This window comes from Pseudomonas sp. FW306-02-D09B (assembly GCF_058782685.1).
The window spans coordinates 857363-873842 of record NZ_JBYSXY010000001.1; the positions used below are offsets into that span (position 1 = coordinate 857363).

Genomic DNA, 16480 nt, shown 5'->3' on the forward strand with positions numbered 1-16480 from the left:
ATGGTCTGGCAGCAAGTCTACGATCCCTTCGGTAACCCGCTGGTCTCGACTCTCATGGCGGCGTTACCGGTGGTGGTGATGCTCACGTCCCTGGCGTTTTTCCATCTCAAGGCGCATATCGCGGCCTTGCTGGCCCTGAGCACGGCCTTGCTGATCGCCATCTTCGCCTTCGGCATGCCGGCGAACATGGCCGGTTCCGCCGCGCTCTTGGGTGCCGCGACGGGCCTGGTTCCGATTGGCTGGATCGTGCTCAACATCATTTATCTGCATCGGCTGACCACCGAGAACGGCTCGTTCAAAGTCCTGCAGGATTCCCTGGCGCGCATTACCGATGATCGCCGCCTGCAATTGCTGCTGATCGCCTTTTGCTTCGGCGCGTTCTTCGAAGGCGCGGCCGGGTTTGGTACGCCGGTGGCGGTAACCGGGGCCATTCTGATCGGCCTGGGTTTCTCGCCCCTGGCCGCGTCCGGCCTGGCGTTGATCGCCAACACCGCGCCGGTGGCATTCGGGGCCTTGGGCACGCCTATCATCACCTTGGCCAAGGTCACCGGGCTGGACGAAATGCAACTGTCGATGATGGTCGGCCGGCAGTTGCCGTTCTTCTCGGTGCTCGTGCCGTTCTGGTTGATCTGGGCCTTCGCCGGTTGGCGCAAGATGCTGGAAATCTGGCCGGCGATTCTGGTGGCCGGGGTCAGCTTCGCGGTGCCGCAGTTCTTCGTCTCCAACTACCATGGGCCGATGCTGGTGGACGTGATTGCCGCACTGATCTCCATGGCCTGCCTGACCGGTTTTCTCAAGGTCTGGAAACCCGCCCGCGTACACACCTCCGCCGCCTTGTCGGGGCGAGTCGACGACTCAAAAATTGAGGAATCGCCAGACGAAAAAACGGCGGCCAACGCAACCTTTGCCAGCGATGCCCGACCCACCGTCATGCGTGCATGGATGCCTTGGATCATCCTCACGGTCTTCGTCTTTGCCTGGGGCACTCAAGGCTTCAAGAACATGTTCGACATCCGTCCGGCCATGGACCCGCAAACCCACTCGGCCAAGCTCGATCCGCAGGGTAAGCCGGTGAACGAGGCGAACCCGATCTTCGCGCCGGCCCTGACCTTCACTACCCTGCACTTGCAGGTCGAGAAAGTCCCGCCCGTGGTGCCGCAACCGAAACCTGAGGAAGCCATCTATAAATTCACCTGGCTCACCAGCACCGGCAGCGGCATCCTGCTGGCGGCGATCTTCGGCGGACTGCTGATGGGTTATTCGATCCCGCAGCTGATAACCCAGTACCTGCGAACGCTGTGGGTGGTGCGCTATTCGCTGACCACCATCGCGGCCATGCTCGCCCTCGGCTTCATCACCCGCTATTCCGGCCTGGACGCGACCATGGGCCTGGCGTTCGCCGCCACCGGAATCTTCTACCCGATGTTCGGCACCCTGCTCGGCTGGCTCGGCGTCGCCCTGACCGGCTCGGACACGGCGTCCAACGTGCTGTTCGGCGGCTTGCAACGAGTGACCTCGGAACAACTGGGCATTAGCCCGATCTTGATGGCCGCGGCCAACAGTTCCGGCGGGGTCATGGGCAAGATGGTCGATGCCCAATCCATCGTGGTGGCCTCCACCGCCACCCGCTGGTACGGGCATGAAGGGGAAATCCTGCGCTATGTGTTTTTCCACTCCATCGTGCTGGCGATACTGGTGGGCGGGCTGGTCACGTTGCAGGCGTATGTGGTGCCGTTCAGCCATTTGGTGGTCGGTGGACATTGATCAACATCAGGTGGGTTGTTTTCGGTTAGCTCCATGCCCGGGTTCTTCGCCCGGGCATGGGGCTTGGCAGCCGGCATCGCCCTCCTCTTACACCAGCCGCTCGATCTTCTGATGCTGCCAGACGATTTTGTAATACGCCGTCTGCAGCATCAGCATCCCCAGATACGCCACCGGAAACGCCATCCACACCCCTTGCAATCCGAACTGCGCATCCAATAAATACGCCATCGGCAACTGCACCCCGACCACGCACACGATTGCAATCGCCACCGGCACCATCACCGTGCCGCTGGCGCGCATGATGCCGCCGATAACCGCTTGGAAACCAAACACCAGCAGGCTCCAGAGCATGATGTGCAACAGGTGTTCGGCCATGGCCTGGGTGGACGGATCGGTGAGGAACAACCCCAGCAACCAGTGCGACAGCAAATAACCCAGCACCACCAGGCCACCGGTCAGCCACACATTGATCAACAGCCCGGTGCGCAGGATCAGCCCGATCCGCTCGATGCGCCCTGCCCCGATGGCCTGGGCGCCGAGGATCGACGCCGTGATCGCAATCGACAGCGCCGGGAATTGCACGTAATTGACGATCTGCGTCACCGCCCCGTACGCCGCCGTCGCCTGGGAACCGTGCTGGTTGACCAGCGCCAGAATCACCAACTCCGACAGCGACAGCACCACCATCTGCAACCCCGTGGGCAGGCCGATGCGCAGCACTTTGCCGAGGATCTCCAGGTCCAGTCGCATCGCCGCAAAAAACGCCCGATCCGGCGCCAACGGATGCCCCTTGCGAATCAACCGCCAGGCCAGCCAGGCCATCGCCGACAAGTTACCCGCCAACCCGGCAAACGCCGCACTCTGAATGCCCATTGGCGGCAAGCCGAACCAACCGCGAATCAACGCCGGCGTCAGCGCCAGCCCGATACACGTCGACACCAGCAACGCCACCAGTGGCGACAGCGTATCGCTGACCCCACGCAACAACTGGGTAAATAGCACATAAACCAACAGCGACGGCAGGGTCCACATCATCACATGCGCATACGCCACCGCATCGTCCAGCACATCCGCCGGCGTCCCCAACCCCTGCAACGCCGGCCGCGCAAACACACTCCCCACCACCGCCGCCACCAAGCCGATCATCGCCCCCAACAGCAACGTCGTCCCGGCAATCGCCTTGACCATCTGCGGCTCCCGCGCGCCCCACGCCTGACCGATCAACACCCCCGCCCCCGCACCAAGGCCGATGACCAGCGCGATGAAGAAAAACACGATCGGGAACATCCCGGACACGGCAGCCAAGGCTTGGGTGCCGAGCATTTGGCCGATGTAAATGCTGTTGATCGTGCCTGACATGGATTGCAGGAAGTTCGACAGGACCATGGGGGCCAGGAACAGGAGGTAGGTTTGCCAGAGGGGGCGCTGGATGGAGGGGGTTTGCATGGGTGGGAGGTTCCGTCTCGGGATAGGTGCGTCTGTGACCAGAGATTCTACGGGATGACGGAATGCAGGAAGAGAACATTCTCTGGGAAATTGAATCCCTACCATTCGTAAAAACGACTGTGAGTATTATTAATACTTTCAACAAGTTAAACCACTTCACCAACAACCTGCAGCTAGAACGAACACAAAAAGTAGACCCGATGATGGCAATTCATTACCATCGATAATAGCCTCTAGCCTGAAAGCAAAAAAAAACAACAGAGTCAAGTCAAAAAAGGAATTAAACATGATGTGGTTATGGATTGTAGGATTGATATTTGCTGGCTTTGTTTACATGGCAATGCAAGCTGAAAAAGCAAAAAAAATAGCACTCCAGAAGTACCGAGAGGCGTTGAGCCAACTTAAGCAGCAACCAGCTAACGCAGATCTAAGAGAAAGGGCCTTAGCGCTAGGCCGTGTCTATTCGAATCTAATGCGCGATAAAAAAGGAAATACTCTCTTTGATGAAGTGGCATTGATGAATGACATCAACGCCGCCTGTGCAGCTGCACATCAACAAATCCAACACAAAAGCGAAACGCCGTTGACTGACTCTGTCGAAAACCGACTACAAAAACTCTCCAATCTTAAACAAAAGGGGCTAATTGATGAGGCAGAGTTTCTTCAACGGAAACGTGAGATTCTCGAATCAATATAATTCGCTTACTTTTTACAACCAGAAAACACCAACTCATGGAGGAATGACTCCCACCTTTCCCAAAAGTGAGTTACTGGAATAAAAGCCATAATCAGGAGAAATTTATGAACTACTGGGTTGTTGGTGCATCTTGGGGCGGAGTTGAACACCAAGACAAAAAATTTGTTGACGAAGGATATTGGATGTTGGGCTGGAAAGAAAATGATCAGCCAGACCAATTCAAAAGAGCATCACAGATCAAGCCAGGCGACAGAATAGCTATTAAGAGAATGAAAGGACAAGGTCGGAGTGGAATAAGAATTTTCCATCTAGGAATTGTTAATGGCGTCGTTCTGGAGACAAACAAAGTAATTTGCACCGTGAACTGGGTAGCAATCGATCTAAATCGAAACATTGAAGAGAGCCGTGGTTGCTTCGCGTCAATTCATGGGCCATTTGCTCATGACTCTTGGGTCCAAGAGGTTTTTTGCCTATAGCCACGCCTAACATTGCACGACAACAAATAAATCCGCCCTCCTCTAACTCAATAGGACATCGTAAAAAAACCACTCATGAATGTTACCACCAAAGCACTTTATAAGCTCTAGAGAGCGAGAGAGCCCAAAACACTCTCTAGAGCAAAGTCGACCTAATCTGCAACTCTTTTTGAATTAGAGATGAATCTAGTTCTTGATAGGGGGGACTCATAATAGTCCTCATCCAAGAACCGAAGAAGTCGTCGAAGCTCTGTGCGATTCGTTGGAACTTCAATCCTGCCATCTTCACTAAGATTAATCGAAAATTGAAACGTCGTAGCAACCGCTAAAATCTCTTGAACTGTGAAGTTTTCCAAAACCGCCGACTGCCTAATCAAAGAAATTTTCTTACGGACTTGTGGGCCTGCCGAATCTAAAAATTCGGCCACATCACCCACTGCGAGCTTTTCATGCTCGGCAAAAGTAGTAACCTCTTCATTCGTAGCCTCTTTGAAGTACTCGCTCAGTTCAAAAACTCTACGAGCAAAATGAAAGCTCTGGAATTTTAAAGTATCCCCCTCAATGACAGCTAAAAGCTTTGTATCTAAGGACAGACCCGAATCTGTCATTTTCTGGAACTGATTACCTGCAAAGAACATCGCTAATCCACTACGAGCAATCAGCCTTCGCCTTTCGAACAACTGAATCAGAATCTGAGGACTACTCTCATGTATTCGCCCCATGAATAGTGCCTTCACTGAATCTAAGCTATGAGTGGCGGGATCATATTGATCAATAGCTAAAGGGTTGGCGATGGCATTTGACAGACCATCCACATCAGCGAAATCATTGATAGAAAGAAGCTCCCCCTCCTCAGGAACATAGCGTCCATCGAAGGAGACAATGGTATCCACTCCTTCGAAAAAAGCATTTCCCTGACTTTCAAAAACTGTAGATATTTCATCCCGCAGATCCGCAGAGAGGGGAAATCTGATAATTCTAGCCCCAGCAACATCAGTAAGAGCAAAAAGATTCATGGCTTATCCTTTTATGTCAGATTCTAATATCCCATATTCGCTTAACTGAACGACCCTCTTAATACTAGTAACGTTATTTATTGCTCGCTTACTGATCAACAAATACGTCACCCCCTCCTGAGTTTCCACTTCATAAAAATGAAAGCCCAACACACCTAAAACCGGATTCACCTGTAATGCATGAGTAGTCCAGAGCACAAATATCAACATCAGAGACGCCAATAGCCATGCCCCTACATCAGCATCAGCTTGACCTTTAAAAATCAAGGGTAATGCGTATGCGATAAAAAACCCCACAACCTCTTTATCTGCGCTCTTTGCTTTTTTTATAATTATCGGCAGCTGCTCAAATTTCGTGGAGGCCGAACTTATAATCCAACTTGAAATTATCCCGAGCAGCGCACAACCACAAAGAGCCAATATGGCCATCAACCAATTATGGTCCCTAGTCGCAAAAACATATGCTAGCGAAACCGATAAAGGTGCTATCGCTGTGAGTGCCAGCAGCACTCTGGTTGGTCTTCCTAACATTCCGCCTCCACTATATCTATCTTGGATCATAGCTGAAGAAGCCCACTCTGCCGCTTAGACGTATGAATTTACGTGGACCTATAAAAAAGGGCCTAAAAAGAAACAAAACAACTGTACATTCATACAGCAAACAAAGCTAATCCGAGCGATGGCTGGTAAAAAATTATTAGTTTTCTCGCACCAATTTTGGCGAACTGGCAGACGTAAACAGCGACTTTTAGCACTGTTCACCACTAAGAAAGCCGACTCTCTGACGACCTCAGTACCTAAGTACCTAAGTACCATTCCTACACAAACCTCAGAATCGCCTACCTATTCTCTCTTCAACACCAAAGCGTATAGTCCTTCCGTCGCCCACCCAGCGACCAGGTTTGGCGACCTGTTGATCGGATCAGCCCTTTAAATCTGATTCGGAGTTCCACCCATGGATAGATACATGCCCCTCACCGGAATCGACCTGATCCCGGCCTCCCTGCTCATCGACACCCAAGCCCCACTCGACGTGCTGCAAGCCACCGCCGACTACCGCATCCGCACCGTCACTCAGGTGCTGGAAAATATCGCCTTTCGTGCTGATATCGAGAGCGACACGGTGGTGTTGGCCGATTTCGCCAAACTGCTGGTCATTCCGCTGCGCGATGGGTGCGATTTGATGGATGTGATCGGCAGACGCTTGCGGGAGCAGGCGGCGAAGTGAATGAAAACGGGCGCCTTGAAGGCGCCCGCTTTGTGTGTCAGGGAGCGATGGTGTCGTGACATCAAGCGGAACGGCGCGCTATTTGATCTGCACAATGACCGGGCCTTCCGTGACGATCGGCGGGCTCGCGTGGATATGCGAGGCATTTTTCTGAATCCACTCGCGCGCGACTTTCAAACTCGCATCGCTGCCGGCCTTGTCCGTGCAAACAGTCACCGCCGTAACACCATCACCCGTATTCAGCAGCGTGTAGCTGACGAGGCCAGGCACTGTCCGCAGGGCAGCTTCGACATCGGCCTTGCGCTCTTCTAAAAGTTTGAAAAGCTGCTTTGCTCCCGTACCCAGGTAGGTTCTTATCACCGCATACATAGTCGTCTCCTTTGGGAGTACCGTCTTGATGCCAAGCCAGATCCGATGATCGCCGCTATCACTCTGGTTTCAGTTCACTCCCGACTTTTTAAGTTTAGCCAAACGCTGGTGACAAACGAGATGCAACGACTACCGGCCGCTAGCGAGTGGTTGGTCGTCCGTGTGTCCTTGGCGCCGCAGGACGACATGCGTGGCCTTCTCCGACGCTACGTGTTCAACGCATTCGTATCCCAAAGCCCGCAAGTCAATCCCTTCGAACAGCGATTCTCCCCGCCCGAGCAAGACCGGTGCGATAGCAATGTGCAGTTCATCAATGAAGCCCTCACGAAGATACTGCCGGATGGTGTCCGGCCCACCGCCGATTCGCACGTCCATTCCGGCAGCAGCCTCACGTGCACGGTCTAGCGCCTCGCGAATGCCTCCTGTTATGAAGTGGAACGTCGTATCGCCTTCCATCTCGATGGGGGGACGAGCGTGATGGGTCAAGACGAAGACTGGAGCGTGATACGGTGGATTATCTCCCCACCAGCCTTTCCAGTTTGTGTCCGGCCAGTCCCCACGAATGGGTCCGAACATGTTCCGCCCAAGAATCCAGGCCCCAACATTCTGAAAGCCACGGGCGGCGAAATCATCGTCAACCCCGGTCGTACCGCCGTCCTTGCCGAACAAGGCCCGCTGGAACGTGCGTGTTGGTACCAGCCACTGGTGCAGTTCCGTCCCACCAACACCGAGCGGATTGTTGATGTCTTGATTCGGACCTGCTCCGTATCCATCGAGCGAGATGGTGAAGCCGTTAACGCGAACCCGTGTCATCGTTTGCCTCCATTTAGACGCCTGGCAAGTAATCAGCGGATGCCGGCGTTCGGTCATGCTTATCAGTAGGGACAGGTCGTGTCATGCGTAAGCTTTTGTTTTCACGGCGGGGCCTTTCCGAGCTATGTTGCGCCCTACCCCTGTAGCAGCTGGCGAAGCCGGCGTTCGGCTCGGTCCGCGTTCGGGCGAAGCAGTCGTAAATCCTGCCTCCACGGTTAACCTGAAAAAACGTGGTGTCTGATTTTACGACTGCTTCGCAGCCGAACGCAGGCTTCGCCAGCTGCTACGGGTTATGCGTTGTTTTTAAGTGACGGGCACGGCTCAGATTTGCGCTAGCGCCTGGGCCAGGTCGGCGCGCAGGTCTTCGACATCTTCGATCCCCACTGACAAACGGATCAGCGCATCGCCGATGCCAAGCTCTGCGCGGGTTTCGGCGGGGATGCTGGCGTGCGTCATGATCGCCGGGTGCTCAATCAGGCTTTCGACCCCGCCCAGGCTCTCGGCGAGGGCGAAGATCTGCACACTCTCGAGGAAACGCTTGGCACCCGCCAGGTCGCTGTCCAGGTCGAGGGAAATCATCCCGCCGAAACCGTGCATCTGCCGTTGCGCCAGTTCGTGCTGCGGGTGCGACGGCAGGCCCGGATAATAGACGCGCGCCACCTGTGGCTGATGCGAAAGCCAGCGTGCCAGTTCCAGCGCGTTGCTGCAGTGGCGTTCCATGCGCAGCGCCAGGGTCTTCACGCCGCGAAGGGTGAGAAAAGCATCAAACGGCCCGGCGATAGCCCCCACCGCGTTCTGCAGAAAGCCCAGGCGCTCGCGCAGTTCTGCATTCTGCCCGACCACGGCAATGCCACCGATCACGTCGGAGTGGCCGTTCAGGTACTTGGTCGTCGAGTGCAGCACGATATCGAAGCCCAGTTCCAGCGGCCGCTGTATCCGTGGGCTGGCGAAGGTGTTGTCAGCCACACAGATGATGCCCCGCTCGCGGCAGGTACGCGCGACCGCGGCAAGGTCGGTGATGCGCAGCAAGGGATTGCTCGGCGTCTCGACCCAGACCATTCGCGTGTCGTCCTGCAGCGCCGCTTCGAATGCCGTCAGATCGGTTAGATCGACGAAGCTGAAACGATGCCCGGCGCTGCGCCGACGCACCTTGTCGAACAGCCTGAAAGTGCCGCCATACAGGTCGTTACCGGAGACGATGTGCGAACCGGTATCGAGCAGTTCGAGCACGGTGGAGATCGCCGCCAGCCCGGAAGCGAAGGCAAATGCCTGGGTGCCGCCCTCAAGGTCTGCCACACAGCGCTCCAGCGCAAAGCGCGTCGGGTTGTGCGAGCGCCCATAGTCGAAGCCCTTGTGTACGCCGGGGCTCTGCTGCAAGTAGGTGGAGTTCGCATAAATCGGCGGCATCAACGCCCCGGTGGTAGGGTCCGGCGTCTGTCCGGCATGGATCACACGGGTGGCGAAGGCCCGTGGCGTGGCGTTTTCATCGTGTTGACTCATGTAAGGGATCTCCGCAAGTGATTGAGCATGTCGACGCGAGTGATCAGGCCGTGGAAGCCCGAGGCGTCGGCAATAACCGCCACCAGCCCACGGTCGAGTTCCGCCTGCAGTTCAGCCAGGCTGGCGCCGGGAGGCAGGGTTTCGACCTTGTCGGTCATCGCGCTGGCCACGGTCATACGAAAGTGCGAAGCGTCTTTGTGCACGCCCAGCAGAATATCCGACTCGTCGATCACCCCGACCAGCCGCTTTCCGCCCACCAGCACCGGCAGTTGCGACACATCCGCCAGGCGCATGCGCTGGAAGGCGGTCAGCAACGTGTCGTCCGGGCCGACGCTGATCACCCGGCCATCCTCGAAGCGCCGCGCGATCAGGTCGCGCAGGTCGCCGTAACGCTTGCGCGCAAGCAGGCCCTGGTCGGTCATCCACTGGTCGTTGTAGATCTTCGACAGGTAACGGGTGCCGGTGTCGCAAACGAAGCTGACCACCCGCTTCGGCTCGGTTTGCTCGCGGCAGTAGCGCAATGCGGCCGCCAGTAATGTACCGGTCGAAGAGCCACCGAGAATGCCTTCGGCGCGCAGCAGTTGGCGGGCGTGATCAAAGCTTTCCTCGTCGCTGATCGAGTAAGCCTGGCGCACGCTGGACAGGTCGGCAATCGACGGAATGAAGTCTTCGCCGATGCCTTCCACCGCCCACGAACCGGGTGTGCCAAGGGTGCCGCTGCGGCTGTATTCGGCCATCACCGAGCCGACCGGGTCGGCCAGCACCATTTCCAGGTCAGGCTGCACACGGCGAAAGAAACGGGTCAGCCCGGTCAGCGTGCCGGCCGAACCGACGCCGACGACGATGGCGTCCAGATCATGCTCGGCCTGCGCCCAGATCTCCGGAGCGGTGCTGCACTCGTGGGCCAGCGGGTTGGCCGGGTTGTTGAACTGATCGGCGAAGAACGCGTCGGGAATCTCCTGCGCCAGCCGCGCGGCAACGTCCTGGTAATACTCGGGATGGCCCTTGCCGACGTCGGAGCGAGTGATGTGTACCTCGGCGCCCATCGCTTTGAGGTGAAGGACTTTCTCGGTGGACATCTTGTCCGGCACCACCAGCACCACCCGGTAGCCCTTGGCGCGACCGACCAGGGCTAGGCCGAGGCCGGTGTTGCCGGCGGTGGCCTCGACGATGGTGCCGCCAGGTTGCAGGCGGCCATCGCGCTCGGCGGCGTCGATCATCGCCAGGCCGATGCGGTCCTTGATCGATCCTCCGGGGTTCTGCGATTCAAGCTTGAGGAACAATGTGCACGGGCCAGTATCAAAGCGGCTGACGCGCACCAGCGGCGTATTGCCGATCAGCCCGAGCACAGCCGGGCGAGAGTTGTTCGGCATGTCTTCACCTCCTTGCGGACTATCACATTGGATGGACTGCAACCGACGGTGAGTCAACGTGCGCCCATCGCAGGAAATGTCTCGCTTGGACCATAGGCCGGGATCGTGTCGCCCGCAACTTTGCGCAGCCAATCGGTAGCGTCGCCGTCGGAACGGCAAGGTCGTCATGACCTTGAAGTAACCATTCGCACCTGCGCCCCAACCGTCGAAAAATTTTGCAGTACGATATCGACTTCCGGAACCCCGTTCGTCATTCCGATGCCAGGCCGATGAGGCCGGCTCAAACAAGGAGACAGACGATGCGTGTCATTGTGTTCGTGAAAGCTACCGACGACAGTGAAAAGGGCATTCTGCCCACGACCGCGATGTTCGAGGCGATGCGCCGATATAACGAAGAGCTGGCCAATGCCGGCATCATGCTTGCCGCCGACGGCCTCAAGCCCTCCTCGCAAGGCAAGCGTATTGCGTTCGATGGTCCCGGCCGTACGGTCATCGACGGACCTTTCTCCGAGACCCGCGAGCTGGTCGCCGGCTTCTGGCTCTGGGAAGTCAAGGACATGGATGAAGCAGTCGCCTGGGCAAAGCGCTGTCCGAACCCCATGCCGGGACCGAGCGAGATCGAGATCCGGCCGCTGTACGAGATGGCTGATTTACGCTGAAAGTTTGATCCAGATGCTTGCCGAAGGTGATCCCGGCGATGGCGTAGCGGCGTTCTCGCTGGCTCTCCCGCAACATTAAATCTGCTGCCATTTCGCGCAACGAGCACAGACGAAAAAGCCCGGGAACCCGGGCTTTTTCACGTCAGCGCGTACTTGCCCGCAGGCCGGGTACTGCGTTTACTGAACGTTTTTCAACTTGATCACATCACCGGAGATCTTGGTGGTGTAACCGGTCAGGACCCAAGCCCAGAACCATTTTTCCTGCACCTGGGTGTTGATCATTGCATCGCCGCCCTTGGCCTTGATCGCCGCGTCCTGAGCACGAACAAAACGGCTGTTCTGCTGGATCGGGATGCAGCCAAACAGCATGAGGCCTGTGGCACTCGCTTCACTGTGACCCAGAACGGTGTATTGGGTGCTGTCATAGTGCTGGGTTTTCATCGAGGTGCCGGTGCAACCCGCCAGAACCAGGCCGAACAGTACAACGGCAACAACTTTGCTGAGGTGCTTCACTGAATTACTCCATGAGAAAAAGCCCGGGATCCATCTCTCGAGCGGCGCATACTTTAATGGATGAGATATCAAAATGGTATCGCTCGCGAAACCCGTTAAACCGCCCGACACCGGTGATAAAAATACCGTTCATGCTTCTGGAGGCTGCCCTGGATCATGCCGAAGCCAGTAAACGCAATGGCACCGATATGGGGCGCGAGCCTGCTGGCGGGCCTGTTCGCAATCGTGTTCACCGCAGGAGGCGGCTACCACGTGGCCGCCCAGCGCAAAGTTGATCGTTGTTAATGTACAACGACAACCAGCCCCTCCTCCTCGCCCGGAATGCTGAAGTAGCGTGTGATCAGATCAAGCTCGGCGTCTGTGGCTGCGAAATCATGTGCGCCCTCGGCGTTCCGTGCGTGCAATCTGGCGCGGCAAGTCTCTTCGTCAACGTCCAGATAATGCAGGCAATGCTGCGCCCTCGCATGATCTGCCAAGGTGCGCAACCACTCGCGATCAGAGACGGTGTTTGCAGGAAAATCCAGTACCACGCAAACACCTGCCGCAAGCATGTTGGTGACCAACGGCCCCAATACCCCACGAATGCGATGTGCACACTGCACATAATCGCCCACCGAACGGATCTCTCCGGGGTAAAGCATCGAAAGCCAATGGTCTTCGCTGAGTAGGATGGCCGCGTGGTTGTCGGCAAGTACCTTTGCCAACGTTGATTTACCAGACGCGATCTTGCCGCACATCAAATGCAACGTTGGTGTAGTAGTCATGGGATACGTTCCTTCATATCGGGCAAAGGATAATGCCCAATGCTTGCTGCCGGGACAATCGACCGGTTGAATCCACATCGAATAACGGACAGTCATTGGCCAGGACGCCGCTGCTTTCAGCGCTGGGGCGTGGTTTTTGTACCTGAAATGAACGCCAACCGGGCATCAAGCTCAAGTAGCGCGATATCATTGGCAGTATTGGCATTTCTGATGGCCCGCAGGGCCTGAATCTCCTTGAACATTAAGGCACTGAGCCCCCATGAACCTGAGTATTTTCTACGCCTTGAGCGCGGCCGCACTGTTTGGCGCCAGTACCCCTCTGGCCAAACTGCTGGGTGTGGAGGTCTCACCGATTTTACTGGCAGGGCTGCTGTACCTGGGCAGTGGCCTCGGCTTGACCCTGGTCAGGTTTATCCGTGACCGCGGCTGGCAGTCAACCGGCCTGACGGCCGGCGAGTGGCCGTGGCTGATCGGTGCCATTGCCTTCGGCGGTGTGCTTGGGCCGGTGGCATTGATGTTCGGCTTGACCCTGACGTCAGGGGCAACGGCCTCGCTGATGCTCAATCTGGAATCGGTACTGACCGCGCTGCTGGCCTGGCTGGTGTTCAAGGAGAATGCTGATCGGCGAATCGTTGCGGGGATGTTGGCCATCGTCGCTGGCGGAGTGTTCCTGGCCTGGCCGCAAGACTCGACACACGCACAAGGCTGGATCGGCCCGCTGGCCGTCGCGCTGGCCTGTGCCTGCTGGGCCATCGATAACAACCTGACCCGCAAGATCTCGGCGTCCGATGCCCTGTTCATTGCCGGTATCAAGGGGCTGGTCGCGGGGGCGGTCAACTGTACGCTGGCGTTATCGTTGGGGGCCAAACTACCGAACATTGCCACGCTCGCGCCGATACTCCTGGTCGGCTTTCTCGGTTACGGCATTAGCCTGGTGCTGTTCGTGCTCGCCCTTCGCGGCCTCGGCACGGCACGCACTGGCGCGTACTTTTCGACCGCGCCGTTTCTGGGGGCGGCGATTGCGATTCTGATCCTCGGCGAGCCTGCTTCACTGACGTTCTGGATCGCCGCCCTGCTGATGGGCATTGGCGTCTGGATTCACCTCACTGAAAGCCACGCGCACGACCACCAGCACGAGCCGCTCATCCATGGTCACCGGCATGTTCACGATGAACACCATCAGCATGAGCATGACTTTGAATGGGATGGCAGCGAACCCCACAGTCACGTTCACCAGCATCAGGCGATCCGGCATAGCCACCCGCACTACCCGGACATTCATCACCGGCACAAGCATTGATGGGCTGTTCATTTAAGCCGTAATGCAATCTGTAGCAGCTGCCGAAGGCTGCGTTCGGCAGCTGCTACAAGGAATGCCTCGCGGCTGAAATTGCTTCAGTGAACAGCATTATTGCCGGGGGCTTTTCAATCGGCCCCGAGAAGAATACTGTAGAGATACAAACTTTTTTTGAATGTACCTCTACATGAAAAATTGGCTCGCTTTAATCCTTGGCCTACCGACCGCCAATGCCACCGAGCGCATGCGAGCCTGGCGCGCACTGAAAGCCTCTGGAGCGGCGGTGTTACGCGATGGCGCCTATCTGCTGCCGGACACGGTCGCCTGTCGTGAAGCACTGTCCTCGGTCGAACGCGATATTCTGGCCATCAATGGCACCGCCTATGTCCTGCCTGTCGTCGACCCAAATGGCGAACGCTTCGTAGCGTTGTTCGACCGTAGCGATGAGTACAGCAAGCTCGGCGCCGAGATCGATGCCTGCCGTGCACAGCTCAATCCCGAGAATGCACTGGCGACCACCAAGCAGATTCGCAAGCTGCGCAAAGCCTACGAACAGCTGACCACTATCGATTATTTTCCTGGCAAGCCGAAGCAGCAGATCGACGCGGTTTTGCAAGAACTTGAGACCGCCGTCAGTCGCGCATTGTCGGCAGACGAACCCCATAGCCGCGACCAGCCAATCGTGCCGCTGAGTCTTGCGGACTTTCAGGGTCGCGTATGGGCAACACGCAAGCGACCCTGGGTTGATCGACTGGCCTGTGCCTGGCTGATTCGACGCTTCATCGATCCAGACGCTCGGATCCTCTGGCTGAACAGCCCGCAGGACTGCCCCGCCGATGCCCTGGGTTTCGATTTCGATGAGGCGACCTTCAGTCATGTCGGCAACCGTGTGACCTTCGAAACCCTGCAAGCCAGCTTTGAAATCCAGGAACCCGGTCTGGAGCGCATTGCCGCCCTCGTGCATTACCTCGACATCGGCGGCATTCAGCCGGTCGAGGCTGCCGGCCTTGAGCGGGTGCTGGCCGGACTACGCGAAACCATGACTGATGATGACCACTTGTTGGCTACTGCGAGCGCCATCTTCGACGGCCTGCTTGCCGCGTTTGTGAAAGAGGAACAACCCCAATGAGTAAGGCATCTCCATCGCTTGTTGAAGCTGAACTGCCAAGGCCTGAGGCAATCAGTTTGCGTGAGGCGTTCTGGTTCTGGCTCAAGCTCGGCTTCATCAGTTTCGGCGGGCCAGCGGGACAGATCTCGATCATGCACCAGGAGCTGGTCGAACGACGGCGCTGGATTTCTGAGCGGCGATTTCTGCATGCCCTCAACTACTGCATGTTGCTGCCAGGACCGGAAGCTCAGCAGTTGGCAACCTACATCGGCTGGCTGATGCATCGAACCTGGGGCGGTGTTATTGCAGGTGGGCTGTTTGTGCTGCCCTCGCTGTTCATCCTGATTGCCTTGTCCTGGATGTATATCGCCTTCGGCGACGTGCCGATGGTCGCCGGGCTTTTCTATGGCATCAAACCGGCCGTGACCGCCATCGTCGTACAGGCGGCTCATCGAATCGGTTCGCGAGCGCTGAAGAACAATTGGTTGTGGGCCATCGCGGCGGTGTCGTTCGCGGCGATATTTGCATTCAATGTGCCCTTTCCACTGATCGTGCTCAGTGCGGCCTTGATCGGCTATCTGGGTGGCCGTTTTGCTCCCGAGAAGTTCCGGATCGGAGGCCACAGCGCTGCCCAAAAATCCTACGGCCCGGCATTGATCGATGACGACACCCCTTCCCCCGACCATGCCCGGTTCAGCTGGTTGAAGCTGGCGCTGCTGACACTCATCGGCGCGGTGTTATGGGCGTTGCCAATGGCGATCCTGACCATGCTCTTTGGCTGGGAAGGTACCTTGACCCAAATGGCCTGGTTCTTTACCAAGGCGGCACTGCTGACATTTGGTGGCGCCTACGCGGTGCTCCCGTATGTCTACCAGGGCGCAGTCGGGCACTATGGCTGGCTGACCCCGACACAAATGATCGACGGCTTGGCGCTGGGGGAAACCACGCCGGGGCCGCTGATCATGGTGGTGGCTTTCGTCGGCTTTGTCGGGGCCTATGTTTCGCAGGTGTTCGGCGCCGACCAGGTGTTTCTCGGCGGCGCCGTCGCGGCGACGCTGGTGACCTGGTTCACCTTCCTGCCTTCGTTCCTGTTCATCCTCGCCGGCGGCCCGCTGGTGGAGACGACGCACAACGAACTCAAGTTCACCGCGCCGCTCACCGGGATTACCGCCGCAGTGGTTGGGGTGATTCTTAATCTGGCAGTGTTCTTCGGCTATCACGTGCTGTGGCCCAAAGGGTTCGGCGGCACCCTCGACTGGCCCTCTGCGCTGATCGCCATTGCCGCAGCAATTGCCTTGTTTCGCTTCAAGCGTGGCGTCATTCAAGTATTGATGGCCTGTGCGCTCATTGGATTGGCAGTGCATCTGCTGCGCTAGAAAGCGTGCGGCGATCAAACGTTTCCTGGCAGGCATCGGGCCTGCCGGATCATCCAGCCTGTCGAACCAGGCAGGAGGTGT

Annotated in this window: 18 protein-coding genes; 8 read left to right on the plus strand and 10 right to left on the minus strand. The window is 57.2% G+C overall.

Annotated features, from left to right (window positions below; genetic code table 11):
• Entirely contained in the window at positions 1-1764 is a 1764-nt protein-coding gene (locus AC3WK5_RS03865; protein WP_103314432.1) for an L-lactate permease, read from the plus strand.
• 87 nt (positions 1765-1851) lie between these two features.
• On the opposite strand, the gene AC3WK5_RS03870 is transcribed toward AC3WK5_RS03865, so the two are convergent.
• Entirely contained in the window at positions 1852-3210 is a 1359-nt protein-coding gene (locus tag AC3WK5_RS03870) for an MATE family efflux transporter (RefSeq protein WP_103314431.1), read from the minus strand.
• A 286-nt stretch (positions 3211-3496) separates the two neighbouring features.
• Between AC3WK5_RS03870 and AC3WK5_RS03875 the strand changes: the two genes are divergently transcribed.
• On the plus strand, positions 3497-3907 hold the full coding sequence (locus tag AC3WK5_RS03875; RefSeq protein ID WP_103314430.1) for an SHOCT domain-containing protein: 411 nt from the start codon (positions 3497-3499) through the stop codon (positions 3905-3907).
• 104 nt (positions 3908-4011) lie between these two features.
• The gene (locus tag AC3WK5_RS03880; RefSeq protein ID WP_103314429.1) at positions 4012-4383 is read left to right on the plus strand and encodes a hypothetical protein; all 372 of its coding nucleotides are present in this window, start codon (positions 4012-4014) and stop codon (positions 4381-4383) included.
• 152 nt (positions 4384-4535) lie between these two features.
• Here AC3WK5_RS03880 and AC3WK5_RS03885 read toward each other — a convergent pair whose 3' ends face one another.
• Complete coding sequence (locus tag AC3WK5_RS03885) at positions 4536-5399, minus strand: Kiwa anti-phage protein KwaB-like domain-containing protein (protein ID WP_103314428.1); 864 nt, start codon at positions 5397-5399, stop codon at positions 4536-4538.
• Positions 5400-5402: 3 nt separating this feature from the next.
• Positions 5403-5909 carry a KwaA family protein gene (locus AC3WK5_RS03890; RefSeq protein ID WP_146039788.1) on the minus strand — a complete coding sequence of 169 codons (507 nt, stop codon included), beginning with the start codon at positions 5907-5909 and terminating at the stop codon, positions 5403-5405.
• Positions 5910-6354: 445 nt separating this feature from the next.
• Between AC3WK5_RS03890 and AC3WK5_RS03895 the strand changes: the two genes are divergently transcribed.
• Complete coding sequence (locus tag AC3WK5_RS03895; RefSeq protein WP_103314426.1) at positions 6355-6627, plus strand: hypothetical protein; 273 nt, start codon at positions 6355-6357, stop codon at positions 6625-6627.
• Between the two features lie 78 nt (positions 6628-6705).
• Here AC3WK5_RS03895 and AC3WK5_RS03900 read toward each other — a convergent pair whose 3' ends face one another.
• The 4 genes from AC3WK5_RS03900 to AC3WK5_RS03915 form a co-directional block, all read right to left on the minus strand.
• A complete protein-coding gene (locus AC3WK5_RS03900; protein WP_103314425.1) occupies positions 6706-6996 on the minus strand; it encodes a hypothetical protein in 291 nt (96 codons plus the stop codon).
• Between the two features lie 129 nt (positions 6997-7125).
• Positions 7126-7809, minus strand: coding sequence for a dihydrofolate reductase family protein (locus tag AC3WK5_RS03905; protein WP_103314424.1), 684 nt, complete (start codon positions 7807-7809; stop codon positions 7126-7128).
• A 321-nt stretch (positions 7810-8130) separates the two neighbouring features.
• Complete coding sequence (locus AC3WK5_RS03910; RefSeq protein ID WP_103314423.1) at positions 8131-9309, minus strand: cystathionine gamma-synthase; 1179 nt, start codon at positions 9307-9309, stop codon at positions 8131-8133.
• On the minus strand, positions 9306-10682 hold the full coding sequence (locus tag AC3WK5_RS03915; RefSeq protein WP_054597090.1) for a pyridoxal-phosphate dependent enzyme: 1377 nt from the start codon (positions 10680-10682) through the stop codon (positions 9306-9308). The genes AC3WK5_RS03910 and AC3WK5_RS03915 overlap by 4 nt, the downstream gene beginning before the upstream one ends.
• Positions 10683-10981: 299 nt before the next feature.
• Here AC3WK5_RS03915 and AC3WK5_RS03920 point away from each other — a divergent pair, with 299 nt between their 5' ends.
• Positions 10982-11341, plus strand: coding sequence for a YciI family protein (locus AC3WK5_RS03920; RefSeq protein WP_103314422.1), 360 nt, complete (start codon positions 10982-10984; stop codon positions 11339-11341).
• 177 nt (positions 11342-11518) lie between these two features.
• On the opposite strand, the gene AC3WK5_RS03925 is transcribed toward AC3WK5_RS03920, so the two are convergent.
• The 3 genes from AC3WK5_RS03925 to AC3WK5_RS03935 form a co-directional block, all read right to left on the minus strand.
• On the minus strand, positions 11519-11854 hold the full coding sequence (locus AC3WK5_RS03925; RefSeq protein WP_054597088.1) for a hypothetical protein: 336 nt from the start codon (positions 11852-11854) through the stop codon (positions 11519-11521).
• A 281-nt stretch (positions 11855-12135) separates the two neighbouring features.
• Positions 12136-12618: a P-loop nucleotide/nucleoside kinase family protein gene (locus tag AC3WK5_RS03930; protein WP_103314421.1), complete on the minus strand. Its 483-nt coding sequence runs from the start codon at positions 12616-12618 to the stop codon at positions 12136-12138.
• 116 nt (positions 12619-12734) lie between these two features.
• Positions 12735-12860 (minus strand): hypothetical protein, encoded by a 126-nt coding sequence (locus AC3WK5_RS03935; protein ID WP_256585083.1) that lies wholly within the window; start codon positions 12858-12860, stop codon positions 12735-12737.
• 17 nt (positions 12861-12877) lie between these two features.
• Here AC3WK5_RS03935 and AC3WK5_RS03940 point away from each other — a divergent pair, with 17 nt between their 5' ends.
• From AC3WK5_RS03940 to chrA, 3 genes are all read left to right on the plus strand, one after another.
• Positions 12878-13918 (plus strand): DMT family transporter, encoded by a 1041-nt coding sequence (locus AC3WK5_RS03940; RefSeq protein WP_103314420.1) that lies wholly within the window; start codon positions 12878-12880, stop codon positions 13916-13918.
• Positions 13919-14102: 184 nt separating this feature from the next.
• On the plus strand, positions 14103-15044 hold the full coding sequence (locus tag AC3WK5_RS03945; RefSeq protein WP_103314419.1) for a chromate resistance protein ChrB domain-containing protein: 942 nt from the start codon (positions 14103-14105) through the stop codon (positions 15042-15044).
• Positions 15041-16399: a chromate efflux transporter gene (chrA, locus tag AC3WK5_RS03950; protein ID WP_103314418.1), complete on the plus strand. Its 1359-nt coding sequence runs from the start codon at positions 15041-15043 to the stop codon at positions 16397-16399. Before AC3WK5_RS03945 ends, chrA begins: the two co-directional genes overlap by 4 nt.
• Positions 16400-16480: the final 81 nt, after the last annotated feature.

Excerpts from the sequence above, each read along its gene's own strand:
- AC3WK5_RS03880 (WP_103314429.1), top strand. The coding sequence starts at position 4,012 with ATGAACTACTGGGTTGTTGGTGCATCTTGGGGCGGAGTTGAACACCAA.
- AC3WK5_RS03915 (WP_054597090.1), bottom strand. The coding sequence starts at position 10,682 with ATGCCGAACAACTCTCGCCCGGCTGTGCTCGGGCTGATCGGCAATACG.
- AC3WK5_RS03885 (WP_103314428.1), bottom strand. The coding sequence starts at position 5,399 with ATGAATCTTTTTGCTCTTACTGATGTTGCTGGGGCTAGAATTATCAGA.
- AC3WK5_RS03870 (WP_103314431.1), bottom strand. The coding sequence starts at position 3,210 with ATGCAAACCCCCTCCATCCAGCGCCCCCTCTGGCAAACCTACCTCCTG.
- chrA (WP_103314418.1), top strand. The coding sequence starts at position 15,041 with ATGAGTAAGGCATCTCCATCGCTTGTTGAAGCTGAACTGCCAAGGCCT.
- AC3WK5_RS03900 (WP_103314425.1), bottom strand. The coding sequence starts at position 6,996 with ATGTATGCGGTGATAAGAACCTACCTGGGTACGGGAGCAAAGCAGCTT.
- AC3WK5_RS03920 (WP_103314422.1), top strand. The coding sequence starts at position 10,982 with ATGCGTGTCATTGTGTTCGTGAAAGCTACCGACGACAGTGAAAAGGGC.
- AC3WK5_RS03895 (WP_103314426.1), top strand. The coding sequence starts at position 6,355 with ATGGATAGATACATGCCCCTCACCGGAATCGACCTGATCCCGGCCTCC.
- AC3WK5_RS03940 (WP_103314420.1), top strand. The coding sequence starts at position 12,878 with ATGAACCTGAGTATTTTCTACGCCTTGAGCGCGGCCGCACTGTTTGGC.
- AC3WK5_RS03905 (WP_103314424.1), bottom strand. The coding sequence starts at position 7,809 with ATGACACGGGTTCGCGTTAACGGCTTCACCATCTCGCTCGATGGATAC.
- AC3WK5_RS03865 (WP_103314432.1), top strand. The coding sequence starts at position 1 with ATGGTCTGGCAGCAAGTCTACGATCCCTTCGGTAACCCGCTGGTCTCG.
- AC3WK5_RS03910 (WP_103314423.1), bottom strand. The coding sequence starts at position 9,309 with ATGAGTCAACACGATGAAAACGCCACGCCACGGGCCTTCGCCACCCGT.
- AC3WK5_RS03930 (WP_103314421.1), bottom strand. The coding sequence starts at position 12,618 with ATGACTACTACACCAACGTTGCATTTGATGTGCGGCAAGATCGCGTCT.
- AC3WK5_RS03945 (WP_103314419.1), top strand. The coding sequence starts at position 14,103 with ATGAAAAATTGGCTCGCTTTAATCCTTGGCCTACCGACCGCCAATGCC.
- AC3WK5_RS03875 (WP_103314430.1), top strand. The coding sequence starts at position 3,497 with ATGATGTGGTTATGGATTGTAGGATTGATATTTGCTGGCTTTGTTTAC.
- AC3WK5_RS03935 (WP_256585083.1), bottom strand. The coding sequence starts at position 12,860 with ATGTTCAAGGAGATTCAGGCCCTGCGGGCCATCAGAAATGCCAATACT.